Annotated in this window: 21 protein-coding genes and 1 tRNA gene; 7 read left to right on the top strand and 15 right to left on the bottom strand. The window is 59.1% G+C overall.

What is annotated here, in order from left to right; translation table 11 throughout:
• Positions 1-141: 141 nt before the first annotated feature.
• A complete protein-coding gene (locus HBO10_RS26735; RefSeq protein ID WP_034127093.1) occupies positions 142-999 on the bottom strand; it encodes an SDR family oxidoreductase in 858 nt (285 codons plus the stop codon).
• A gap of 308 nt (positions 1,000-1,307) precedes the next feature.
• Between HBO10_RS26735 and HBO10_RS26730 the strand changes: the two genes are divergently transcribed.
• On the top strand, positions 1,308-5,453 hold the full coding sequence (locus HBO10_RS26730; RefSeq protein WP_169922164.1) for a CheR family methyltransferase: 4,146 nt from the start codon (positions 1,308-1,310) through the stop codon (positions 5,451-5,453).
• A 15-nt stretch (positions 5,454-5,468) separates the two neighbouring features.
• On the opposite strand, the gene HBO10_RS26725 is transcribed toward HBO10_RS26730, so the two are convergent.
• Complete coding sequence (locus HBO10_RS26725; protein ID WP_034127091.1) at positions 5,469-5,984, bottom strand: hypothetical protein; 516 nt, start codon at positions 5,982-5,984, stop codon at positions 5,469-5,471.
• A 14-nt stretch (positions 5,985-5,998) separates the two neighbouring features.
• Positions 5,999-6,220, bottom strand: coding sequence for a PLD nuclease N-terminal domain-containing protein (locus tag HBO10_RS26720; protein WP_003190416.1), 222 nt, complete (start codon positions 6,218-6,220; stop codon positions 5,999-6,001).
• A 288-nt stretch (positions 6,221-6,508) separates the two neighbouring features.
• On the opposite strand from HBO10_RS26720, the gene HBO10_RS26715 reads away from it, so the two are divergent.
• Together HBO10_RS26715 and HBO10_RS26710 are read left to right on the top strand one after the other, a co-directional pair.
• Positions 6,509-7,783, top strand: a complete 1,275-nt coding sequence (locus HBO10_RS26715; RefSeq protein ID WP_034127090.1) for a glycoside hydrolase family 68 protein — start codon at positions 6,509-6,511, stop codon at positions 7,781-7,783.
• A gap of 364 nt (positions 7,784-8,147) precedes the next feature.
• Positions 8,148-8,537, top strand: coding sequence for a tautomerase family protein (locus HBO10_RS26710; RefSeq protein ID WP_034127089.1), 390 nt, complete (start codon positions 8,148-8,150; stop codon positions 8,535-8,537).
• A 212-nt stretch (positions 8,538-8,749) separates the two neighbouring features.
• Here HBO10_RS26710 and HBO10_RS26705 read toward each other — a convergent pair whose 3' ends face one another.
• Positions 8,750-10,000, bottom strand: coding sequence for an MFS transporter (locus HBO10_RS26705; protein ID WP_034127088.1), 1,251 nt, complete (start codon positions 9,998-10,000; stop codon positions 8,750-8,752).
• Between the two features lie 101 nt (positions 10,001-10,101).
• Between HBO10_RS26705 and HBO10_RS26700 the strand changes: the two genes are divergently transcribed.
• Both HBO10_RS26700 and HBO10_RS26695 read left to right on the top strand, forming a co-directional pair.
• Positions 10,102-11,070, top strand: coding sequence for an AraC family transcriptional regulator (locus HBO10_RS26700; RefSeq protein WP_034127087.1), 969 nt, complete (start codon positions 10,102-10,104; stop codon positions 11,068-11,070).
• Positions 11,071-11,389: 319 nt separating this feature from the next.
• The gene (locus HBO10_RS26695) at positions 11,390-11,587 is read left to right on the top strand and encodes a hypothetical protein (protein ID WP_034127086.1); all 198 of its coding nucleotides are present in this window, start codon (positions 11,390-11,392) and stop codon (positions 11,585-11,587) included.
• 497 nt (positions 11,588-12,084) lie between these two features.
• On the opposite strand, the gene HBO10_RS26690 is transcribed toward HBO10_RS26695, so the two are convergent.
• The 6 genes from HBO10_RS26690 to HBO10_RS26665 all read right to left on the bottom strand — a co-directional run bounded on the left by HBO10_RS26690 (position 12,085) and on the right by HBO10_RS26665 (position 16,583).
• Entirely contained in the window at positions 12,085-12,372 is a 288-nt protein-coding gene (locus HBO10_RS26690; protein WP_052199959.1) for a hypothetical protein, read from the bottom strand.
• Positions 12,373-12,870: 498 nt separating this feature from the next.
• Positions 12,871-12,946: transfer RNA gene (locus tag HBO10_RS26685), tRNA-Gly, on the bottom strand.
• Positions 12,947-13,006: 60 nt separating this feature from the next.
• Positions 13,007-13,567 carry a CDP-diacylglycerol--glycerol-3-phosphate 3-phosphatidyltransferase gene (gene pgsA / locus HBO10_RS26680; RefSeq protein ID WP_003190391.1) on the bottom strand — a complete coding sequence of 187 codons (561 nt, stop codon included), beginning with the start codon at positions 13,565-13,567 and terminating at the stop codon, positions 13,007-13,009.
• Between the two features lie 32 nt (positions 13,568-13,599).
• A complete protein-coding gene (gene uvrC / locus HBO10_RS26675) occupies positions 13,600-15,423 on the bottom strand; it encodes an excinuclease ABC subunit UvrC (RefSeq protein ID WP_169922163.1) in 1,824 nt (607 codons plus the stop codon).
• Between the two features lies 1 nt (position 15,424).
• Entirely contained in the window at positions 15,425-16,066 is a 642-nt protein-coding gene (gene uvrY, locus HBO10_RS26670) for a UvrY/SirA/GacA family response regulator transcription factor (RefSeq protein WP_003190387.1), read from the bottom strand.
• Between the two features lie 151 nt (positions 16,067-16,217).
• Positions 16,218-16,583, bottom strand: a complete 366-nt coding sequence (locus HBO10_RS26665; protein WP_003190384.1) for a helix-turn-helix transcriptional regulator — start codon at positions 16,581-16,583, stop codon at positions 16,218-16,220.
• Between the two features lie 82 nt (positions 16,584-16,665).
• On the opposite strand from HBO10_RS26665, the gene HBO10_RS26660 reads away from it, so the two are divergent.
• Positions 16,666-16,905, top strand: coding sequence for a DNA-binding protein (locus HBO10_RS26660; protein ID WP_080757702.1), 240 nt, complete (start codon positions 16,666-16,668; stop codon positions 16,903-16,905).
• 35 nt (positions 16,906-16,940) lie between these two features.
• Here the strand turns inward: HBO10_RS26660 and HBO10_RS26655 are convergent, their stop codons facing one another.
• Complete coding sequence (locus tag HBO10_RS26655; RefSeq protein WP_034127083.1) at positions 16,941-17,387, bottom strand: GNAT family N-acetyltransferase; 447 nt, start codon at positions 17,385-17,387, stop codon at positions 16,941-16,943.
• Complete coding sequence (locus HBO10_RS26650) at positions 17,388-18,137, bottom strand: carbon-nitrogen hydrolase family protein (protein WP_034127082.1); 750 nt, start codon at positions 18,135-18,137, stop codon at positions 17,388-17,390.
• A gap of 617 nt (positions 18,138-18,754) precedes the next feature.
• Here HBO10_RS26650 and HBO10_RS26645 point away from each other — a divergent pair.
• The gene (locus tag HBO10_RS26645) at positions 18,755-19,834 is read left to right on the top strand and encodes a 3-deoxy-7-phosphoheptulonate synthase (RefSeq protein WP_034127081.1); all 1,080 of its coding nucleotides are present in this window, start codon (positions 18,755-18,757) and stop codon (positions 19,832-19,834) included.
• A 124-nt stretch (positions 19,835-19,958) separates the two neighbouring features.
• On the opposite strand, the gene HBO10_RS26640 is transcribed toward HBO10_RS26645, so the two are convergent.
• The 3 genes from HBO10_RS26640 to HBO10_RS26630 form a co-directional block, all read right to left on the bottom strand.
• On the bottom strand, positions 19,959-20,381 hold the full coding sequence (locus tag HBO10_RS26640; protein WP_034127080.1) for a hypothetical protein: 423 nt from the start codon (positions 20,379-20,381) through the stop codon (positions 19,959-19,961).
• Positions 20,382-20,515: 134 nt separating this feature from the next.
• On the bottom strand, positions 20,516-24,130 hold the full coding sequence (locus HBO10_RS26635; RefSeq protein ID WP_052199958.1) for a transporter substrate-binding domain-containing protein: 3,615 nt from the start codon (positions 24,128-24,130) through the stop codon (positions 20,516-20,518).
• Positions 24,131-24,136: 6 nt separating this feature from the next.
• The gene (locus HBO10_RS26630; RefSeq protein ID WP_034127079.1) at positions 24,137-24,763 is read right to left on the bottom strand and encodes a response regulator transcription factor; all 627 of its coding nucleotides are present in this window, start codon (positions 24,761-24,763) and stop codon (positions 24,137-24,139) included.
• Positions 24,764-24,932: the final 169 nt, after the last annotated feature.

The following is a 24,932-nucleotide window of genomic DNA, read 5'->3' as shown; positions in this document are numbered from 1 at the left end:
TTGCTCCTGTGCCTGTTGCCCGCCTGCCGGCGCCTGCGATTTATCATTTCGCTTAGCCGCCGGCGGGCGCACCTTGCGCTCAGAAGGATTCGGTTCGTGGTGCTTCGAGGCTTCTCTCATACCGCCCTCCTCAATCACTGATCAAAGTATCGGCTTGCCACCCGTCACGCCGTAGCGTTCGCCGGAGATGTAGCTGCCTTCATCCGACGCTAGCAGCACATAGATCGGTGCCACTTCCACTGGCTGGCCTGGGCGTCCCAATGGGGTGTTGCCGCCAAAGTTTTTCACCATGTCCGGCGTCATCGTCGAGACGATCAACGGCGTCCAGATAGGCCCGGGTGCCACGCTGTTGACGCGAATCCCACGCTCGCCGAGCATCTGCGCCAGGCCGGCGGTAAAGTTGGCAATCGCGCCTTTGGTGGCCGCATAGGGCAACAGGCTGGGGTTGGGCATATCGGAGTTGACCGAGCTGGTGTTGATGATCGAACTGCCCTCGGCCATATGAGGCAGCGCGGCCTTGCAGATGCGAAACATCGCGGTGATGTTGACGTTGAAGGTTTTCACCCAGTCCTCGTCGGGAATGTCTTCCAGCGATTGATAGGTCATCTGGAACGCTGCGTTGTTGACCAGCACATCGATGCGGCCGAACTTCTCCACGGTGTCGTTGACGATGGCCGTGCACTGCGCCGCATCGCCCAGGTCGCCGGGCAGTAACAGGCATTGACGACCCGCCGCCTCGACCCAGCGTGCGGTCTCCTTGGCGTCTTCATGTTCATCCAGATACGACACCGCCACGTCCGCGCCTTCACGTGCGAAGGCAATGGCCACCGCCCGTCCGATGCCGCTGTCGGCCCCGGTGACCAAGGCGATTTTATTGGAGAGCCGCCCCGAGCCTTGGTACGACTGCTCACCGCAATCGGGCATCGGGTCCATCTTGCGCTGCTCACCGGGTACGGGCTGTTGCTGGGCGTTGAAGGGTGGTTTTGGATAGCTGTTCATCAGAACGTCTCCTGGGTGGGTTTCTCTTTGCGAGGGTTCGCCAGGAAGCGAAGTTCAGACGGATTTTCAGAAAATCGGATAACCGTGCAACCACGATGGCCACTCGTCAGTTTGATTAAACCTTCCGCAGGCTGCGCGCCTCAACCGGGTGTAAGTGGTCGGTCGAATGACCGGGTGGCCTAAACGCATTTTTTGTTGGCGGCAGGTTTTCAGCTATATTTCACTGTCGGTTCAGCCCTCGCCCTCGTTGCTCAAGTTCTTCCCTCTACACCCGTCTTCCTGTGCGCCGTTATCCAAGGTTGGTATTTATGAAGTCTGCCCCCCCGCGGTCCCCCAACGTTCCGCAACGCAAAGATCTGACCCCCAGCAACTTGAATTTCCCGGTGGTGGGTATTGGCGCGTCGGCGGGCGGGCTGCAAGCCGTGAAAGCGTTCTTCGAGCACATGCCCAGAGACTGCGGCATGGCCTTTGTGGTGATCCTGCATCTTTCGCCCGACCATCAAAGCGTGGCAGACAAGATCATCCAGGAAACGACCCGCATGCCGGTGTCGCAGGTCAATGACGCCACGCCCATCGAAAAGAATCACGTGTACGTCATCTCCCCGGCGCAGCTCTTGAAGATGAACGATGGTTACCTGGCGGTCTCGCCTGCCGTGCGCGAAGGTGGATCGCACATTGCCATCGACCTGTTTTTTCGCGACCTGGCAGACACCCATAAAGAACGCGCGTTTTGCCTGATCCTGTCTGGTACCGGCTCAGACGGTGCGGTGGGGCTGTCGCGCATCAAAGAGCAAGGCGGTATCACCCTGGTACAGGCGCCGGAAGACGCCGAGTACGATGGCATGCCGCTGGCGGCCATCGAAACCCAGATGGTCGACCTGGTGCTGCCTGTGGTGGAAATGCCGCATAAGCTGCTGGAACTGTGGCGCAATGCCCAGTCGATTGTGCTGCCCACCGCCAACGACCCTGAGATCAAGACCACCCCACCCAGCACCGAGCGCGATGCCGCCGTGGCCGAGCAGCTGTTGCTGGATATTCTGATCCAGTTGCGCGCCAGTACCGGGCATGACTTCAAGCATTACAAGCGCGCCACGGTGTTACGTCGTATCGAGCGGCGCTTGCAGGTCACGGCCCAACCCGACCTCGCCACCTATTACAACTTCCTCCAGGCCAACCCGGACGAAACCAAGGCTTTGCTGGGCGACATGCTGATTGGCGTGACCAACTTCTTTCGCGACCGCGAGGCCTTCGAAGCGCTTGAGCGGGACGTGATCCCCAACCTGGTGAAGTCACTGGAAGACAGCGTGCCGCACCGTGAGGAGGTGCGCATCTGGTCGGCAGGATGCTCCACCGGCGAAGAGGCCTACAGCCTGGCGATGCTGGTGGCCGAGCAACTGGCGCTGGATGCCAGCGGCGCGAAGATGCAGGTGTTTGCCACCGATATTGACGAGCGCGCCATTACCCATGGCCGCAACGGCGTGTACCCCGAAGCGATCATCACCGACGTACCGCCTCAACGGTTGCGCCAGTACTTTGCCAAGGAGAAGAACCAGCACTACCGGGTGCGCAAGGAAATTCGCGAAAAGGTACTGTTCGCCAAGCACAGCCTGTTGGCCGACCCACCGTTTTCGCAGATCGACCTGATCGTGTGCCGCAACCTGTTGATCTACCTGGACCGCGAAGTGCAACGCGACATCCTGCAAATGTTCCACTTCGCGTTGCGCCCCGGAGGTTACCTGTTTCTCGGCTCCTCGGAGTCGGCCGACGGCTGCCTGGACCTGTTTGTACCGGTGGACAAGCGCAACCGCATTTTCAGGGTGCGTGCCGGCTCGTCCGCCGTGCGTCGCGCCCCGACCATGCCGCGAGGCGGCTACCTGCGCCCGAGCGCCACGACGCTGGCGATTGAAACCAAGGCGCCCAGCAAGGTCTCGTTCGCGGACATCCATCTGCGCGCTCTGGAAAAAGCCGCGCCGCCCAGCGTTATCGTGAATATGCAGGCCGATATCCTGCACATGAGCGAAGGCGCAGGTCGATTCCTGCGCTACGTGGCCGGCGAGGTGACGCACAACCTGCTGACGTTGGTGCATCCCGATTTACGCCTCGATATCCGCACCACCTTGTTTCAGGTCCAGCAATCGAATAGCCCGGTGTCTTCGCGCAAGATCCGCATCCAACGCGAGCAAGGCCCCTTCCTGGTGGACATCAGCGCCCGCCCCTACCGCGATGAAGCGACCGAAAACGACTACGTGCTGGTGATCTTCCAGGAAACCGCCGTCGACCCACAGCTGCCCGACATCGACAACGTCAGCCAGGCCGAAAACGCGATCATGAGCAACCTGGAGCGCGAGCTGCAACGCACCAAGTTGCACCTGCAGGACACCATCGAACAGGCGGAAGTCTCCAGCGAGGAACTCAAGGCCTCCAACGAAGAAATGCAGGCCGTCAACGAAGAACTGCGCTCGGCCACCGAGGAGTTGGAAACCAGCAAGGAAGAGTTGCAGTCGATCAACGAAGAATTGCTGACCGTCAATTTCGAGCTCAAGACCAAGGTGGAAGAGACGGACAAGGTCAACGACTACCTGACCAACCTGATCGCGTCCACCGACATCGCCACGGTCTTTGTCGACCGCAACATGCGCATCCGTTGGTTCACGCCACGGGCCACGGATATTTTCAGTATGTTGCCGGTGGACACCGGACGCTCATTGCTGGACATCACCCACCGCCTCAATTACCCGCAAATGACCGAAGACGCCGCCACCGTGTTTGAGTCCCTGAGCTTGATCGAGCGGGAAATCAGCAGCAACGACGACCGCTGGTACATTGCGCGGTTGCTGCCTTACCGCTCCAGTGAAGACCACATTGATGACACCGTGCTGACCTTCATTGATATCACCAAGCGGCGTCAGGCCGAAGAGGAACTGCGCCTGGGCGAGGAGCGCATGCGTCTGGTTGCCGAGAGCACCCACGACTTTGCCATCATCATCCTCGATGACCACGGCGCCATCACCGACTGGAACACCGGTGCCGAACTGATCTTCGGCTACACCAAGGACGAGGTGCTGGGCGCTTACTACGACCTGATTTTCTCCCCGGAAGACCGCTCCGCTGGCGTGCCGGAGAGCGAACTGCGCACCGCCCGCGAACATGGGCGTGGCGAAGATGAACGCTGGCATGTGCGCAAGGATGGCAGCCGTTTCTATTGCAGTGGCGAGGTAACGCAGCTCAAGAGCGACAGCTTGCGCGGCTACGTCAAGATTGCCCGCGACCTTACCGGCCACAAACGGACCCAGGACGAACAGAATCAACGCTTGAAGGAAACCCAGACCAAAAGCCATCTCAAGGATGAGTTCTTCGCGGTGATGTCCCACGAACTCAAGCATCCGTTGAACCTGATCCAGCTGAACGCCGAACTGTTGCGGCGCTTGCCAGCCACCAAGGTCGCGGGCCCGGCCATCAAGGCGGTCAATACTATCTGCGAAGCGGTGTCCAGCCAGGCGCGGATCATTGACGACCTGCTGGATGTCGCCCGGGTTCGCACGGGCAAACTGAAGCTGAAAAAGCAACCGATCGACCTGATTCGCACCCTCAAGGACATTCACAGCGTGGTCCTTGCCGACGGTCATCGTCGCCAGGTCAGCCTTCAGACACCTTCGGTGCCGGGCCCGTTGATCGTTGACGTAGACCCCACGCGCATCGAGCAAGTGATCTGGAACCTGGTCAACAACGCCCTGAAATTCACCCCCGAAGACGGCCAGGTGCAGTTGGTGGTCAGCCGCTCGGACGGGCGCGCGCAACTGGACGTCATCGACAGCGGCGCGGGCCTGGCCCAAGAAAGCCTGGAAGAAATCTTCGACCTGTTCGGGCAAGCGGAAAACCAGCACCAGACTCACCAGCGCGAAGGCCTGGGGATTGGCTTGTCGTTGGTGCGGCAGCTGGTGGAGGCCCACGGCGGTTCGGTGAGCGTGCATTCGCGAGGGTTGGGCTTCGGTTGCACCTTTTCGATCTGGTTGCCGCTGTGCGAACAGCAGGATCATCTGCTGGATAGCGGCGCTACCCAGAACGAAGATCAGCGCCTCAATGGCCTCAAGGTTTTACTGGTCGATGATTCAGCCGAAGTCCTTGAGGTGCTGAACATGCTGCTGGAAATGGAAGGCGCCCAAGTGAGCGCCTTCAGCGACCCGTTAAGCGCACTTGAAACAGCCCGGGATGCCCAGTACGACGTGATTATTTCGGACATCGGCATGCCTAAAATGAATGGCCATGAGCTGATGCAGAAGCTGCGCAAAGTAAGCCACCTTCGACAGGCTCCCGCCATCGCCTTAACGGGCTATGGCGCTGGCAATGACCAGAAAAAGGCGACTGAATCGGGCTTTAATGCGCATGTCAGCAAACCCGTGGGCCATGACTCGTTGATCTCCTTGATCGAAAAACTGTGCCGCTCACGCCGTTAGGGTTTGGGCTGACGGTCAAGGGTAGATGAACTGAGAGAAGCGCACGGACGCCCCTGTTGGTCGCGACACCTGGGTATCCACGCTGCCCACCGTGTCGCTGCGCAAGGTCAGGTACAACACGGCCTGGCCGGCGCTGTCACTCAGCATCCAGACGCTTACACCCTCCCCGGCCGCCCTGGCCTTGAGCGGCTGCGGCTGGAGCATCTCGATATTGAAACCGCGCAGCAGCTCACCGCTCAACTCTACCTCCTGGGGTTCTTGGGCCTTGCCTTGCACATGAATCACCAGCCCATCGGAGGCGCCATTGCGCAAAAAGCGTTGGTACTCCACGCGCAACTGCCCATCGGCACTGCGCACTTCGCGAGTGCTCAGCGGCCCGCTGGAAAACAGGCCCGCCAGGCTCAGCCCCATCAGCACCAGCAGCGCGTACCAACCCACCCTTTCAAAGCGCCAGACCTTGCGCTGCAAGGCCATATCTTCCGGTACCGGGTAGTTGCGGCTCTGTAAGTCGTCGGGGTCTGGGTTGTTCATAGCGCGGCCCGGACTCAGCCCTTGCTGTGCTCGGGAGAAGACGGCCCCTTGGTGACACCCCTTGGGCCGGCAATCGCCCATATCGCGGCGCCCAGGAACGGCAGTACCACGACGACAGCACTCCAGCCTGCCTTGCTGGCCGAGGCGTTATCGCTGCGCCAGATGCTGTTGATGATCCACGCGTCGAGCAGTACGAGGATCACTGCCAGGCCTATCCAGAAGTAAGTGGTTTGCATGATGCACCTCCAGGTTATGTAACTTTGGGTGCGCAGGCGCAGGCAGGGTTCATTATTTTTAGGCTTTCTGCCTGGCGCTTGGTTTGCCGCCATCATGCGGACAACTTCGCCGATTCGTTCAGGAACGAACCTCTTGAAACAAGACAAGCTGAAACGTATCAGCCTTGGCAAAAGCACGAATTATGCACAAATGCATTTTTAACCTTGACCCATAACAGCGAGTCCTCTAAATTCAAATAACTGTATATGAATACAGTATTTTGAATCCCTTCATGGACGAGGCTTACTATGAAAAGCACCCCTTCGAAATTTGGCAAAACACCCCATCAACCCAGCCTGTGGACCCGCGCCGATGCGCTCAAAGTCCATGCGGACGACCCCACCACCACCCAGCCGCTGGTCAGTGCGAACTTCCCGGTATTGAGTGACGAGGTTTTTATCTGGGACACCATGCCGCTGCGTGATATCGACGGCAACATCACCTCCGTTGACGGCTGGTCGGTGATCTTCACCCTCACTGCGGATCGCCATCCGAACGACCCGCAATACCTCGATCAGAATGGTAACTACGACGTCATCCGCGACTGGAACGATCGCCATGGCCGGGCAAAGATGTACTACTGGTTTTCCCGCACCGGCAAAGACTGGAAACTCGGCGGCCGGGTAATGGCTGAAGGGGTTTCGCCCACCGTGCGCGAATGGGCTGGCACACCGATCCTGCTGAACGAACAAGGCGAAGTGGACCTGTACTACACCGCCGTCACGCCCGGCGCGACCATCGTCAAGGTGCGTGGCCGCGTGGTGACCACCGAGCACGGCGTCAGCCTGGTGGGCTTCGAGAAGGTCAAGCCACTGTTCGAGGCGGACGGCAAGATGTACCAGACCGAAGCGCAAAACGCCTTCTGGGGCTTTCGCGATCCATGGCCATTCCGCGACCCGAAAGACGGCAAGCTGTACATGCTGTTCGAAGGCAACGTGGCCGGCGAGCGCGGTTCGCACAAGGTCGGTAAAGCCGAAATCGGCGACGTGCCACCCGGCTATGAAGACGTCGGCAACTCGCGCTTCCAGACCGCCTGCGTCGGGATCGCCGTGGCCCGCGACGAAGACGGCGACGACTGGGAAATGCTGCCACCGCTGCTGACCGCGGTCGGCGTCAACGACCAGACCGAACGCCCGCACTTCGTGTTCCAGGACGGCAAGTACTACCTGTTCACCATCAGCCACACCTTCACCTACGCCGACGGTGTAACCGGCCCAGACGGGGTGTACGGTTTCGTCGCCGATTCGCTATTCGGCCCGTATGTGCCGTTGAACGGCTCTGGCCTGGTACTGGGCAACCCGTCCTCCCAACCGTTCCAGACCTACTCGCACTGCGTCATGCCCAACGGCCTGGTGACCTCCTTCATCGACAGCGTACCGACCGACGACACCGGCACGCAGATCCGTATCGGCGGCACCGAGGCACCGACGGTGGGTATCAAGATCAAAGGGCAGCAAACGTTCGTAGTCGCGGAGTATGACTACGGCTACATCCCGCCGATGCTCGACGTTACGCTCAAGTAAACGGAGGCTGTAAGACAACGGGTTTGAATTCGATGACAAACCCGTAGTGGATAGCATCGAGATATCCCGTCTGATGCAACTCACCCCACCTCACTGGCTACAAGGATGTAGCCAGTGAGGTGGGGTGCGCGCTGTGCCCGTTGAAGGCCAGCGCCTCAAAGCCAGTCGTAGACGTCGATGCCGCTGAGAATGAGCGGGTGATTCATGAGGCTTAAGTCGATGAATTTCCAACGTTTTTGAAAGTGAATTGTTCTAAAAAGAAAACAATGAATTTAAATATATGGCCTTTTTATGAACAGTCCAAAGCTTTATCGTGTGAATCCTTCCTGCAATGCACGCACCTTTGACTAGTGAGAATCAAGACATGCCATTGATCAAAATCGACCTTATAGATGGGCGTTCTGATGACCAAGTAAAAACCTTGCTCGACGCTGCCCACTGTGCAGTCGTGGAGGCATTTCAAGTACCCGAAGGGGATCGGTATCAAATCGTCAACGAACATCGCCCAAGTAGATTGATTGTCAAAGATACAGGGCTCGGTATCGATCGAACGGACAATGTAGTGGTGATCACTGTGATCAGTCGTCCTAGGACTGAGGAATCCAAAGTCTTGTTCTATCAGTTGCTAGCGAAAGGCCTGCGGGAGAAATGTGGAATTGCCGCCTCCGAACTGGTGGTTTCAATCGTAACCAATACAGATGCGGACTGGAGCTTTGGTTATGGACGGGCACAATTTCTAACCGGGGAGCTTTGAGGCACTCAGTGGAGTCTGGCTCCGAGTTGGGCCCCAAAGGAGTATCCCACACGGCAATCCCGCGGTGCCCTTGATACCGCCTTGCGGATATTTTCTGCTATGCGCTCGCGCAGGGGCGCCTATGCTTCGCCTGGAAACCACCGTGACTCAGGATTATCGGTGCCAAATGTGACATCCACCCAAAGCGCAACGAGGCGGTTTGGAAAACCGAATCAAAGGTGTAATGCGGGCGTGGACTCGCGAACGCCATGGACAGAAGGGACCCGGACACGCAGCGCAATCAGCAACGCAGCCAGCAGCATCAGCATCGCTGCCGCTATGAATACGCCCGCGCTGCCACCGAGGCTGAACACTGCTCCGCCAGCGGCGGCGCCCGTGGCGATGGCGGACTGCACAGATGCCACCACCATGCCCCCGGCGCTTTCCGCCTGATCAGGTACCGCGCTGGCGACCCAGTTCGACCACGCCACCGGCACACCGCCGAAGGCCAAGCCCCATATTGCCAGCAGTACTGCCTGCACCGGCAACGAGGGTGGCAACAGCACCAACGCCAGTGCTGCAACCCCGACCAGCGCAGGCATTAACACCAGAGTGGCCAGCGGGTGGTGCTCCAGCAGCCTGCCAGCCAACAGCGTGCCGAAGAAGTTCGCCACACCGAACCCCAGCAACATCAGCGACAGCCCTTGCGGGCCGATGCCGGTAGTGCCTTCCAGGAATGGCCGAACATAGGTGAACATCGCAAAGTGACCGCTATGCACCAGCACACAACCGAACATCCCCATGGCGATGCCCGGGCGCTGCAACACTTCGAAAACGGTGCGCAGACGTGCCGGCCGGCGCGGCGCGAGGCGCGGTAAAGTCAATGACTGAAACGCCAGGGTCACCATGCCGACCGCCGCCGCTGCAAAGAACGCGCTGCGCCAGCCGTATAGCCCGCCCAGATAACTGCCCAGCGGCACGGCAACGACCGTCCCGATGGCAATCCCGCTGAAAATGATCGACAGCGCCCGAGGCAACAAAGCACTCGGCACCAAGCGCATCGCCACCGCCGCAGCCATGCTCCAGAACCCGCCTAGGGCAATCCCCAGCAAGATGCGCATCAACAACAGCACCGCGAAGCTGGAGGAAACGGCGACCAGAAGATTGGAGGCAACCATCAGCGTTGAAAACCCCAGCAACACCCAACGTCGGTCGATACCGCGGGTCAGGCCTGGCACCAACAAACCGGCGAACAGCGCTACCACTGCTGTCACCGTTACCGCCTGGCCAGCCAGTGCTTCGGACACTCCCAGATCAGTCGCCATCAGTGTTAACAAACTGGCCGGAAGGTACTCAGCGGTCAGTAATCCGAACACCCCCATTGCCAGCGAGAAGACCGCCATCCACGCGGGGGCCGCAGGCTCTGCCTCCGAGAAGGCGCCGGGATGGCGGTTGGATACGGCACTACATATACAGTCAGTCATTGCAGGGATCTCCAGTCTTCATTTCAAGCCGCAGTCTAGGCGCCGGAAACTGGATGATCTATGATCAAAAACCTCTACTTTTTGACTAAAACACCTGAACAATGCCTGCAGAACAGTTTGCTCTTTCCTCGGATCTCATCAACGAGCTGTTGCGCGGCATGCGCCTGCGTGGCGTCGAATACCGGCGTATACAAACGAGTCCGACTTTCGGTTTGGGCTTCGCTGAAAAAACTGGGCATGCCTGGTTCCATTTCATGGCGGTCGGCAATGCGGTACTGCGAATGGCGGACGGCACCACCTACGCGCTGTCTGCCGGCAACGCCGTGTTCATCTCCCATGGCGCGGCCCATCAACTGTCTTCCCATGCGGACGCACCTGTTCAGGACATCGACGGTCTAGACAGCGTCCCCCTCGGTGACACCGTGAGCGCGGTGCACACCGCAACCGATGCCAGCCCAACGCCGAGCACTATTTTGTTCAGTGGTTGCATGGAGTTTGAACTGGGCAGTATCCATGGCCTTGGCAAACTGATGCCGGGCCTGATGTTGATTGATGCCGGCGGCCAGCGCTACCCTGGACTGGTGCCTATCCTGACCACCATGGAACGCGAGGTCAGCGCCGCACGTGTGGGCTTCGCCGGTATCCTCGCGCGGTTGGCCGACGTGGTGGCCGCCATGGTCGTTCGCGGCTGGGTGGAGTGCGCTTGCGGTAATGCCTCTGGCCTGGTCGCCGCCTTGCGCGATCCACGCTTGGCCGGTGCGCTGCTAGCGCTCCATCAACAACCGGGCCGCGACTGGACCGTTGCCCAGTTGGCAGAGCAATGCAATACCTCACGCTCAGCCTTCGCGGATCGCTTCCAGGTGACGATTGGCATGACGCCGCTGCGCTATGTCACCGAACTACGAATGCGGCTTGCAAGCCAGTGGCTGACCCTGGAAAGGCTGCCGATCGAAGAGGTAGCACAGCGCTTGGGCTATACATCCCAGGCCGCTTTCAGCCGCGCATTCAAACGCATTACGGGCAAGACACCGGGGTTAAGTCGCAAGGTGAGGCAGCCCATTGTTACTTGACGCTGAGCGCACGTAGTCGACGATCTGTGCCTCTGAATCATTTAATGAAAACCGCTCGTGACTACCTGATCGAAAGCCAGCACTGGAACCTCTCAGGCTCTGCATAGGACCCGATCCGCGGTAGCGGCCCCTCATCGCGTGTTTTCACCCTCCATTGAAAGATCACTCCTACACCTTCTCCAAATACCTCCGACGGCCCCATCTGAAATACCCAACAGTCACGAAAAATGACGAGCCCTTTTCTACAATAAACGTTATGTATTCAGTTGTTCTGGGCAAGAAGCCCACGTCTCCATTCATCTCATGAAGAACTCGGATCATGCTAAATACTTCGTTTTTTCCCTCATTACGTACCGCCATCGGTACAGCCCTGCGGCCCCGACAGCTCAACCGAGAGGAAGAGCGCCTGATCCACTACTACCGTTGCTTGTCGGAGCAGGATCGTGAAGCGGTGCGCTGCCTGATGTTTGCGGTCAGGGAAACCAGCGAGGTGAACACCCTCCCCCATAAAAAGTGACACCGCCATGGGTCAGCAAACGATGACGTACCTGCGGGTTGGACATCTAGCCGGCAGCCCGTCACTAACACCCTCGCGATGGATTTTTCTACCCATAGAGCATGCCTGCTGCCCTCATAGGCAACGCCATTACGTGCGTGATTGTGACCGCGACCTCGCCGCCGAGACGTTCTACCTTGCCAGAGTACGAAGCCCCATTGCCGTGGAGGATCTGCATATCCCCATGCCCGCCTCCGTCAACCTCCAGCCCCGATTTCCCTTCGGTGGCCTGACCATCTCCCGCTGCGTGAACGCCCTGATCCGACAGGATCTGCTCGACCCGCTGCCTTATGTGCGCCAGCACATCTGCGGCGATTGGGGGGGATGTGCGCGCAGAGCATCGCCGCTACGGCGACCCACCTGATATTGCGAACCGTCACGCCGTAACCCAATCAACCATCAGACCTTGAGCCCCCGCCTGCCGGGGGCTCTCTGCTATGTGCTCGCGCAGGGCTTCGCTACTCGCTTTTCGCCGGGAATTTCTCGCCATCCCCTGTTTCCAGCCACTGTGCATTAACGCTCAGCAGCCTGGCTATCTTATCGAGCTGCGAGTGTGGGATACCACGAGAAAACCAATTGGTCAGCCGCTGGGGGCTGATCTTCAGAAATAGCGCGAAATCCATTGGCGCGATCTTGCACTCCGACAGCACTACCCGCAGACGCACGCCGGAACATTCCGCGCTGGCAGCGCGAAGAGTCGTTGATCGTCGCCCCGTTTGCGTTTCTTTCCGTTGGCCGTAGACCATTCCTTGCTCCTTGTGTAGCTCCATGTGTTTTTTGCCCCTTTCACACTGCGGGTTCACTGAGTATAAACACCGCGTTCATGGGGTCCAATTCTCATGTCTCATAGCTTCTTCGGGTGAGCATTGGGGGGCGCATCACGCAGCGAGGCCTTTTCAAGCAGTTGCCAGGATAGGAAGGTTGTCGGGGTTGAGCTGATGAAGGCGAGCTGCTGCTGTCGCATGATGGGGCAAGTCCACCGCCTGGAAACCACCGTGACTCAGGATTATCGGTACCAGAAGTGACGCGTGACCAAAGGTCGATGCGCGCCGGGAAGATGAATAAACAGTAGCAGGCTTGGTGACAGGTGAACTGAGCGAATCCAGGAGCAATACGAATTTGAGTCTTACCGGATCACACTGAGCACCCACGGTTTTGCACTCAAAAAAAGACGCCTTAGCGTCTATTCCGTAAATCACAGGCAAAAAAAAGCCACTCGTTAGAGTGGCTTTTTCTTTTATGCTTGGAGCGGGAAACGAGACTCGAACTCGCGACCCCGACCTTGGCAAGGTCGTGCTCTACCAACTGAGCTATTCCCGCTTGGTGATGCGCATTCTATAGAATCCTCAGCACCCGTCAACCCCTTGATTCAAAAAAGTTTTATTTCTTTTCAACGGTGGTTCGCAGATGGGGCCAGGCCGCGCGCAGATATTGCAGCATGGACCACAGGGTCAGGCCTGCCGCGACCAGCAGCAAGGCGTAGCCGGTGAGCACCCAGAACGAGAAGTCCGACGGGTTGGCCAGCAGGATCACCAGCGCGAGCATCTGCGCGGCGGTTTTCCATTTGCCCATGTTGGAGACGGCCACGTGGGCGCGGGCGCCGATTTCGGCCATCCATTCGCGCAGGGCCGAGACGACGATCTCGCGGCCGATGATCACGGCGGCCGGCAGGGTCAGCCACAGGTTGCCGTGTTCCTGCACCAGCAGGACCAGGGCGACGGCCACCATGAGTTTGTCGGCCACGGGGTCGAGGAACGCGCCGAAGGGCGTGCTCTGTTCCAGGCGGCGTGCCAAGTAGCCGTCGAGCCAGTCGGTGGCGGCTGCGAAGGCAAATACCGAACTGGACGCGACGTAGCTCCATTCATACGGCAAATAGAACAACAAAATGAAAATCGGGATAAGCAGGACGCGTAGAACGGTGATCAGATTAGGGATATTCATCGGCACAACTGGCTACGAGGTGAGAAGGCATTCTATTCGCTATGCAGATTGGCATAAATCAATTCAGCGAGCTTTTTACTGATACCGGGTGCTTTGGCTATTTCGTCAATGCTGGCACGGGAGAGCTCCTGCAAGCCACCAAAATGTTTAAGCAAGTCGCGACGCCGCGTCGGGCCAACCCCCGCAACCCCTTCCAGGGTTGAGGTTCGCCGGGTTTTGCCACGGCGGGCGCGGTGGCCGGTAATGGCGAAACGGTGCGCTTCGTCGCGGATTTGTTGAATCAGGTGCAGTGCGGGTGAGTCGCCCTTCAACGTGAACTCATGGGCGGCATCATTCAAGTACAACGTCTCGAAACCGGCCTTGCGCGTGGTGCCCTTGGCCACACCGAGCAGGATCAGGTCGGGCACCGCCAGTTCGTTGAGCACGTCACGGGCCATGGATAACTGGCCCTTGCCCCCGTCTACCAGCAGGATATCGGGCAACTTGCCCTCCCCGTCCTTCAACTTGCTGAATCGCCGCGTGAGCGCCTGGTGCATGGCGGCGTAGTCATCGCCTGCGGTAACGCCTTCGATGTTGTAGCGCCGATAGTCGGCCTTGATCGGCCCTTCCGGCCCGAATACCACGCAAGAGGCCACCGTGGCCTCACCGCTGGAGTGGCTGATGTCGTAGCACTCCAGGCGCTGGGGCGGCTCGTCCAGGTTTAGGACCTCGGCCAGGGCGTCGAAGCGTGCAGCGACGTGCTGTCGATTGGCCAGGCGTGCACCCAGGGCCTGTTCGGCGTTGGTGACGGCCAGTTGCTGCCAGCGGGCACGGGTGCCGCGTACGCGGTGGCTGATGGCCAGCTCGCGGCCGCGCAGCTCGTGGATGGCCTCGATCAAGGTGGGGAAGTCTTCGTGCACCACGTTGACGATCAGTTCAGACGGCAGGTCGCGCTCAGGGCTGCTGACGTAGTACTGGCCAAGGAACGCGGCCATGACCTCTGCCACGTCTTCGTCGATACCGGTCTGCGGGAAAAAGTTCTTGCTGCCCAGCACCCGCCCGCCACGCACGCTGATCAGGTGCACACAGGCGCCGCCCGGGTTGACGAACGCGGCGATCACGTCGACGTCACCGGTGCCGCCTTCCATGCTTTGCTGGTTCTGGACACGGCGCAACAGGGAGATCTGGTCGCGCAGTTCGGCGGCCTTTTCGAAATCGAGGGTGCTGGCGGCCTGCTCCATGGCCCCGGACAGCTCGTCGGTGAGTGCGTTGCTGCGCCCTTCGAGGAACATCACCGAATGGCGCACATCCTCGGCGTACTCCGAAGGTTCCACCAGGCCCACGCAGGGCGCCTTGCAGCGCTTGATCTGGTATTGCAGGCACGGCCGGGTGCGGTTCTTGTAGAAGCTGTCTTCGCATTGACGCACAAAAAAGGTTTTTTGCAGCAGGCTCAGGCTTTCACGAATCGCCCCGGCGCTGGGGTAAGGCCCGAAGTACTTGCCCTTTTGCTTTTTTGCCCCGCGGTGAATGCTCAGGCGCGGAAAGTTGCCATCCGATAAAAACACGTAAGGGTAGGATTTATCATCACGCAGCAGGATGTTGTAGGGCGGCCGCCATTCCTTGATCAGCGTCTGCTCAAGCAGCAGCGCCTCGGTTTCATTGGCGGTGATGGTGGTTTCGACCTGGGCGATACGCGCCACCAAAGCGGCGGTTTTCGGCGCAAGGCCGGTCTTGCGAAAGTAGCTCGCCAGACGGTTCTTCAGGTTCTTGGCTTTGCCCACGTAAAGCAGGCGCGCCTCGCTGTCGAACATGCGGTACACGCCGGGGCGGCCACTGCAGGTGGAGAGAAAGGCACTCGGATCAAACGGTGTGGTCATGTCAGGCGCTGGCGTCCACCATGCCGTGGCGCACTGCGAGCAGGGTCAATTCGACATCACTGCTGATGGCAAGCTTCTCGAAGATACGATAACGGTAGGTATTGACGGTCTTGGGCGACAGGCACAGCTTGTCAGAGATGGTCTGCACCTTCTGGCAACCGACGATCATCAGGGCGATCTGGATTTCCCGCTCCGACAGCGCATCAAATGGCGAATCGCTGGTAGGCTGGAACGACTTGATCGCCAATTGCTGGGCAATCTGCGGGCTGATGTAACGCTGGCCGGCAAATACCAGGCGAATGGCTTGCACCATCTCGGCCAGGCCTGCGCCCTTGGTGAGGTAGCCGGCGGCACCGGCTTGCAGCAAACGGGTGGGAAACGGGTCTTCCTCGCACACCGTGACCACCACGACCTTGATGTCCGGATGGCTGCGCAATAACTTGGTCGTGGCACCAAGACCGCCAATCCCAGGCATCTTGACGTCCATCAGTACCACATCGGGCTTCAACTCCCGGGCCTTGATCAGGGATTCCTCCCCCGACTCCGCCTGGCCGACTACTTGCAGGCCGTCGATGTCAGCCAGCATTCGTGTAATGCCTGTACGAACGAGATCATGGTCATCGACTACTAGCACCCTAATCAAGCAGACACCTCGCGATATGGTCTTATAGGTTGCTGAACACCTTAGCAAAAAACCAAGGCGCAGACCTAGTTGCAAGTGTCATATATATAGAGATTAAACGTGCTGCGGCTGTTCGCCGGCTGGCGAACAGCCCTGTTTCCTGGGCTAAAGGTCAGGATTCCTGGGGGGGCGACTTGGCTTTTCCGTTCACCACGGATGAATGCTCAGCCAAGGTACTGGTCAAGCGACGGATTGCGTCCTGGTCTTCCTTGAACATCGCTCGGTAATTGCCCAGCACTTTTTCTTCGATCTTGCTCAGGTTATCCAGCTGGATCGGCGTTGGGCTGCCGGTCAATACGTACAGGATATCCACTCCTTTTTCGGCGACGCGAGACAAATAGTCGGCCTTGGGTGCACGACCACCGCTTTCATATTTGCCTTGGGCGTTCGCTTCAACGCCTCCAATCTCTCCAAAAACTTTCTGCGACAGGCCAAGTCGCTCTCTTTCTTGCCTTAAGCGCGAACCGATTCCACTCATTTGGATGTATGATCCTAAATTGGCACACCCCAAGAGGTGTCACACCATCACTTCGTTAAACAAATTTGAACGGTTTTGAACTATGCCCGGAATCCGTACTGCTGCACAAGCCAAGGCCTGGCTGGAACATCAAGGAAAGTCAGTTCAAGCATTCGCCCGGGAGCATGGCGTAGACCCGGCAACCACCTATCAAGTGCTCGCCGGGCGAAAAAAGGGAAGGCGTGGAGAAGCCCATAAAGTGGCGGTACTTCTGGGCATGAAAGAGGGCGTTATCGTGGATGAGCCAAGAGCTCAACCCCACGATGAACAAAGCACTAGCTGACAGCAGTATGCGCTTATTTGTAGGACGTGCCTGTTTTAGTCCGATGTGAGTGCGCGACACTCACGCTCCATCCGCCAGAAGCCATCCTCTTCACCGACAATGCTCAACCCCAGGCGCTGATACAGCCTTCTTGCCGGGTTGGTCTTGAACACCGTCAAACGTAGAAAGCCCAGGCCCTCGACGCGTGCCTTGAGCGCCATTTGCTCCAGCACCCATGTGCCCGCGCCCTGCTTGCGGCAGCATTCCAGCAGGTGCAGCTCGCGGATATACAGGGCCTTGCCATCGCGGCTCAGGCTGATAAAGCCCATGACGACGTCATCGTTGCAGATCAGCCAGTTCTCGCGGCCCGCCCAGGCCACGTCGAAGCCGTCGTTGGACCACAACAAGCCGTTCTGACGGTAGTAATGGCTCATGGCCTGCTGGGTCAGGGTGCGGGCAAACGGCAGGTCCTGCTCGGTGGCCCGGCGCAAATGAAACCTCATTCAGAGGGCAACCACTTGGCCGGTCCACTGCCCGCCATCGCGACGGGCGATCACCAACGCGTCGCCGACACCGGGGGCGGCAACAAGCAAGTTGCCATCGGCGGTCCAGATCGCACTGCGACCGGCACAAGCCCAGCCTCCAGATGGGCCACCGTGGTTAGCCATCAGTACCAACAGGCCATGCTCCGCCGCATAGCCTTCAAGCAAAGCACTGTCCGCCGCGTAGCCTCCCTCGCTGATCAGTACGCCGGCGGCATACACCGTGGCGCTCGCTGCCGCCGCTTGACGTGGATGGCTGGCCTGGGAAAAGTCCGCACACACCGCCAATGCGATACGCTCCTCGGCCAATTCCAGGGCTTCACCGCCCTGCCCCGCGGCAAATGCCAGCTCTTCGCCGGGGTGCAGATGCTGCTTGGTGTAGACGCCTACTGAACCGTCCGCCCCAAGCACCAGCGCGCCGATCAGCACACCTGTTTGTGGCGCCAGACGCACCGGCATGCCCACCACAGCCGTCAACCGCAGCTCCCGCGCCAACTCACGCAAAGGCGTCAACACGGCGTCTTGCGGGTCGATGGCCAAGTCGGCCGCCAGGAACGGCTCGTAGCCCGTCAGTGACAGTTCTGGAAACACCAGGCATTGCACGCCCTGTTCAGCCGCGGCCCGCATCAACGCCAGGTGCCGCTGGATATTGGCAGCGACATCGCCCGGGATGGAAACGGTTTGCGCCGCAGCAAGGGTCAAGGCAGTCATGGTCGCGTCCTGGCAATCACTGGTTGAGAGTTAGCAGCATATCCACACTTACCCCATAGCGGTAAGTACTACCACGCAATAGAAATTACTGATTGAATCCACCCGCACGCCTCTAGTAAGCTCCCCCCATCATTTGGAGAGCCCCATGTTGCCACTCACCCACACTCAGGTTTGCCCTGCTGCCAGCGCCTTGCGCTCGGTGTCGGCTACCCGTGTGAACGGTTCGAGCGCAATGGCCGGCTTTTATTTTGGGTATTGGTTTAGCCACTGGCGCGCCTGATACCTGAAATCGGCGCCCACTACTCAAGGGGTCGCCTACCAGAGAAATCTAAACCCCCGGTCGGCTCCCCGACCGGGGGTTTTGTTTTTTCAGCGCCTGACAATTTGTTTATCACGCTTACTTAAAGGAATCACACCATGGACTACGCCACTTATTACCGCTACGACACTTGCACTGCATGGCGATTTAGCCAGCTCCGTTCGGGACAGCCTGCCGCCTCCGACCGGTCACCCCGTGGTGGCAAGCCAACACACGTAGCCGATACGGCCAATTGTCGAACACCCCAGTAGGCCAAGCGTGCGGGAATCGCCCGCCGCTTGCCCAGGAAGCCTTGAATATGAACTCCTCCGTCGCCGCTTTGCCCGTCTCTGCCCTCAACAGCGCCAATGAAGCCCTGACCCAGCGTTTGCCCAGCGCTCTTGAACTCAAGCACCAACTCCCGCTCAGCCCGTTCCTCAACGAACAAGTCCACGCCCATCGCCAAGCCGTGCGCGCCATCCTCAATGGCGAAGACTCACGCTTGCTGGTGATTGTCGGCCCGTGCTCTATCCACGACCCGGAATCGGCCATGGAATACGCGCGCAATCTGAAGAAGCTCGCGCTTGAAGTCAGCGACCAGATGCTGCTGGTGATCCGTGCCTACGTCGAGAAACCGCGCACCACTGTGGGTTGGAAAGGCTTGGCCTACGATCCGCACTTGGACGGCAGCGATGACATGGCCGCCGGCCTGACCCTGTCCCGCGAACTGATGCGTGAAATGCTGCGCCTGGGCCTGCCGGTGGCCACCGAGTTGCTGCAACCCATGGCCGCCGGCTACTTCGATGACCTGCTCACTTGGGTCGCCATTGGCGCACGCACTACCGAGTCGCAGATTCACCGCGAAATGGCCAGCGGCCTGGGCATGCCCGTGGGCTTCAAGAACGGCACCGACGGTGGCGTCGCCATTGCCTGCGATGCGATGCGCTCAGCCTCTCACCCGCATCGCCATTTCGGCGTGGACAGCCAGGGCCACCCGGCGATCATCCAGACTCCCGGCAACCCCGACACCCACTTGGTGCTGCGCGGCGGCCACCGTGGGCCCAACTACGATGCGCAAAGCGTGGCCGGCGTAAAGCACGACCTGGCCAAGTCCAAGGTGGCGGCACGGATCATGGTCGATTGCAGCCATGCCAACAGCGGCAAGAACCCGCTGCGCCAACCGGCGGTATTCAATGACGTGCTGGAGCAGCGCCTGCAAGGTGATACCTCGCTGGTCGGCATGATGCTTGAAAGTCACCTGTTCGAAGGCTGCCAGCCGCTGAGCGCGTCGATGAAATACGGCGTTTCGGTGACCGATGGTTGCCTGGGTTGGGACGGGACCGAGCAGTTGTTACGCAGTGCCGCTGAGCAATTGCGGGAACAGCGCAAAGCCGACTGATCGGTGAAAATCAAAATCCGGGAGGGAGCTTGCTCTCGCTGGACGGGGTGCAGGCCCCGTCATTTTAGACAAAAAGCGGGTCCGCTTCGCGCCCCAGCGGGGGCAAGCTCCCTAAGGCACGCGGCTAGGCCCTGGCCACCGGCATGCGGGATAACTCCCGCAGCCACGGCAACACTCGCAGGCCGTGGAAGACCTCCGAGGGGTCGACGATGCCCATGAAATGTTCAAGATTGACGTTGTCCGGCATGCCCGGCAGGCGCACCCGTATTACCGGCGTTACACCGCAAGGCGCACCCAGATCCAGGTGATCGTAGACCAGAACATGACGCACCTGAGGCTGAGCTTCGTAAGCCTGGGCCATCAGCGCCGCATTGATAATCAGCACATCGAATGGGTCGGCAGGAATAGCGGTGAGAATCCGTAACTCCTCGAACGTTTGCACCGGCACGATCCGGTAATAGCCCAACTGGTTGAGCATTTTCTCGATGTACAGGCGTTGCAAATGCTGTTCATCGGCAATCAGGATGGTCAATGCTTTGTTCGGCATGGCAAACCCCTGGGCAGGCAGTGCTCGACAGTGAGCGTCGCCCATTTTCCAGACATATGCCGACGAAAAAATCAGGCTTATTCCCCGTTCATGTAAGAACTTTCCCAAATCCTCCGAAAGGCGATCAACCACAGTCAGGGCTGATTGCAATAAGCGCTTAAGCCATGATGCAAAACATCGATCGCCTCACCCACGCTTTCAACCGCTGGTCCCAATGCCTGACGGTCCCGCTGTTCACACGCCGCCTCCAATGCCTCACATACACTGATCAATGGGTTGGCCTTGACCATCCGCGCTCCTCCCTTGGCACGATGAGCCAGGTCGTGCAACCTGGCAAAGTCTGCCTGGCTTGCCAGCCGTGGCAGCAAGGCACGATCCGCCTCCAGGCTTTCGAGTAACGGCGCCAGCAATTCGACCAGCGCGGCATGATCATCCCCGGTCAGCGCAACCAGGGTGCTCAAGTTGAAGGCAACCAAGGGTCGCGGGCTCGTGCCAACTGAACGCGACGCCAATGCCGCCCGCAAGTCGTCAAGCCCGGTTGGCTTGAACAGGCAGCCATCCATGCCAGCCTGCCGACAGCGCTCGGCCTCCTCCGGCTGGGCGTTGGCGGTGAACCCAAGTAACAGGCAGGGCTCCAGATCCCGCTCACGCTCCTGTGCGCGAATCTCCTGGGCCAACTGATAGCCGTTCTTGAACGGCATATTGCAATCGGTAATGACGCCGTCGAACTGCCCCGTTCGCCACTGTTCAAGCCCTTGGACACCGTCTTCGGCCGTGATGATACGGTGGCCCAGAAAGCTCAACTGTCGGGCCAGCAGCAAGCGGTTGGCCGGGTAGTCGTCCACCACCAGAATGCTCAGCGCGCGCCCCTCAGGCGCCGCCTCTTGCACAGGCTCAATCGGGGCTGGCAGCGTGGCGGTCATGACCAGGGTCAACGTCACGTCCACCCGAGTGCCGTGCCCCAACACACTACTCAAGTGCAATTGGCCGCCCATCATTTCGCACAGGCTGCGGCTGATCACCAACCCCAGCCCAGACCCGCTGCGTGCCGATTGCTGGTTATTGCTGCCCTGGATGAACACACTGAACAACCGCTGCTGGTCGGTGACGCTGATTCCGATGCCGGTATCTTGCACCCATAACTGCACGGCCAAGCGATCGCCCTCGACCACCGCCTGCGCGACCAAACTGACCTGCCCATGGGGAGTGAACTTGATGGCATTGCTCAGCAGATTCGAGACCACCTGCTTGAATCGCAGCGGGTCGACCAGCACCGCCTGGTCAATCAACGGGTCCAGCTCAACCTGCAGTGCCAACCCCTTGGCTCGGGCCAGCCCCTCGAATACGCGTGCGACCGACGCCAACAACTCATGCAGATTGGCGGGCTCCAGGGTCAGTGACAAATGCCCGGACTCGATCCGCGCTATATCGAGAATATCGCCGATCAGCTCCAACATACCCCGCGAAGCCACCGAGGCCACCTCCAGAGCATCGCGGTCGACCCGTCCCTGCTCGGCATTTTTCAAGGCCAGTTCGATCATGCCGATCACGGCGTTCATCGGCGTGCGGATCTCGTGGCTCATGGTCGCCAGGAAGGTCGTCTTGGCGCGATTGGCGGCGTCGGCATCGTCCTTGGCTTCCTGTAGCTGGCCGAGCAACCGGTGCCGTTCGCTTACGTCTACCCAACCGGCAATCATGCCCACCACCTTCTCGTCGCCGTCGCGATACGGCAGCATCCACTGGTAAATGGTCAGCACATCGCCATTGGGCACCTTGAGGATTCGATCATGAATCTGCGGCTCGCCGCCGGCCATCAAGCGCAGGTAATCGTCATGAAACGACCGGGCCTGTGGCGGGTTTTCGATGTCGGTTTCCACTACGGTCCTGCCGATCACGTCTTCAAGTTTGTAGCCAAACACGTCGAGGTAGGCGTTATTGCAGGCCATCAGTCGCCCTTGGCGATCACGCACGTAAATCGGGTGCGGCGTGCCGTCGATCAATACGCTCATGAACCGCATCTGATCGCTCAGCGCTCGCTCGGCCTGCAGGCGCTTGCGAATCAGGCTGCGCAGGTAAATCGCCCAGCCCAGCGTGATGGCCAACAACAACGCCGCCAACCCAAAGCCCTGAAGAATCACATTACGATAACGCAACCAATAGCTGTCCTCGATGATGACCTCGCTACGCCACTGGCCAATCAGTTCGTCCATTTCCTGAGGGGTGATGCTCAGCAGCGCCTTGTCGAGGATCGAATACAGCTCCAACTGACTGCGATTTACCCCAAAGGTCACGCGTGCAGGCTCAATGCCAACCGTGCTGCTGACACGCAAGCGGTCGCGGTAATACCGGGTGATCAGATAACGTGCGCTGATCAACGAGTTGACCGCGCCGTCGGCGTCACCATTGGCCACCAGCGCCATGGCTTGCTGGGGGTTCTCCACGTCGACAAACATCACACCTGGAAAATTTTTCGCTATGTCCTCATGCAGGCCATTGCCGACCACCATGGCCAGGCGTTTGCCGACCATGTCCTCCAGCGTGAGCGGGCTGTGGGGACCGTTACGGGTTACCAGCACAAAGGGATTGGTCAGGTAGGGCCGGGTAAAGCGCACTTTTTCAGCACGCTCCGCGCTAGGCGTGACGACCGCCAGCATGTCCGCCGTACCCGCACTGACGATATTGATCTGGCGCGGCAATGAGCCGCCCGGGACCACATCGAACTTCAAGCCGGTACGCAAGCTGATACGCGATAGTACCTCGGCACTCAACCCTTCGAACTGGCCTTGATCACCAATAAAAGATAACGGTAGAAAGTCATTGAGTACCGCGACTCTGACCCTTGGATTCTTTTGCACCCAGCGTTGTTCGCTGGCACTCAAATGCAACCGGTCAACGCCGATTATCCCCAGGTTACCTCCGCTCCAGCGGCGCAGGATTTCCATCTGCTCGCTGGCGGGAATCGCCTCCAGCGCGGCATTGAGAATGGGCAGTAAACGTGTATTTTCGCGGGCGACGGCAAACGCAAACGGGTTGACTTCCAAGCCGGAAAAATCCGCCATACGTACATTGTTGAGGTGATTGCGATTGATCAGGTAGTTGCTGCTGATAGCATCCCCCAGATAGACGTCGGCGCGACCAAACGCTACGGCACCAATGGCTTCGAAAGTCGAGGCAAACAACTCCAATTGGGCCTGGGGATAAAACGCCCGAACGGCGTCGGGCTGCATATAGTGATACAGCATCGCTACGCGCTTGCCCGCCAAGTCGTCTTTCAATACCTGGCTGTCACCGCTGCGGGTCACCAGGGTCGGTTGATCGTTGGCATAGGAGCGAGACAAAAGCAGTTGCGGGTCGGCCGCTTCGTAGCCATTGGCGGAACCGAGAAAATCCACGCCCCCCTGCTTCAAGGCTTCGATCACTTCATCGCGGGTATCGTAACGCCGTACCTCTATGGAGATATGCAGGGCCTGACCCACCAGTGCGGCAAAATCGGCGGTGATACCTTCGAGCTCGTCGTTGTTATTGGTCAAGTCAAAAGGCGCGTAATCGGGAGCAGAAACCCCCATCCGTAATGTGCGCCGCTCGCGCAGCCAGCGCCAATCAGACTCGTCCAGTGCTACTTGCGGGGTGTCAATACGTGAGTGCCCCAACAGCCGCAAAGCATGGGGCTCATCCAGGGCCACCGCGATCTGAGGTAACAGGCTCATCCAGAAGATCGTGGTGAACCTTATAAACGCGGTGGTGATCATCTCAATTCAGATCAGATGGTTGCGCTGGGCAAACTTGGATAAGTGCACTACCGAAGACATGCGTAACTTCTCCTTGAGTCGAGTCTTGTAAGTGCTGATGGTCTTGTGGCTGAGCAGCATTTGTTCGGCAATTTCCTTGTTGCCCAGCCCCAGGGCCAACATTTGCAACACGGTTAACTCACGGTCCGATAAGCACTCGATCATCTGCCGTTCCGTTTCTTGCAGATCATCGCGGCGCACCGAACTGGTCGGCAAACTGGGGAAGCAGCTGTAGCCCGACATGATCGCTTTGATGGCCTTTTGCAGCTCATCCAGCTCACCGGTCTTGGCGACGAACCCCATCGCGCCGGAACGCATGCAACGGGTAGAAAAAAATACCGCCAGGTAGGAGGTCAGCACCAGAATCTTGCACGGCAAGCCCAACGCCTTGATGCGGCTGATAACCTCCAACCCGCCTAATTTAGGCATCGCCAGGTCAAGGATAATCAGCTCGGGACGTTGCTCCCTCGCCAACTGCATGGCGTCAGCGCCATCCCCCGCCTGAAAAATCTCATCAAACCCCTCCAATTGCAGGAGGTGTTTGACCGTTGCCCGGATAAACGGATGGTCATCCACAATTAATGCTTTGCTCATAAAACTTCCTTATGTGGACAAAATACCCTTACACATCACGCCGGACCTGGGTACCTGTGAGAAATGACAGTTCCGACAAGCGGCACTGCTTCCTTGGAGCGGTAACCAAGCAGTGTCTGGCCTCTTCAATTAACTCAACAGAGCGACGGACGCCGGGCCTCAACGGCGC

This window comes from Pseudomonas sp. WS 5503 (assembly GCF_012985385.1).
GTDB lineage: Bacteria > Pseudomonadota > Gammaproteobacteria > Pseudomonadales > Pseudomonadaceae > Aquipseudomonas > Aquipseudomonas paracarnis.
This window is presented reverse-complemented; position numbering and strand designations above follow the sequence as displayed.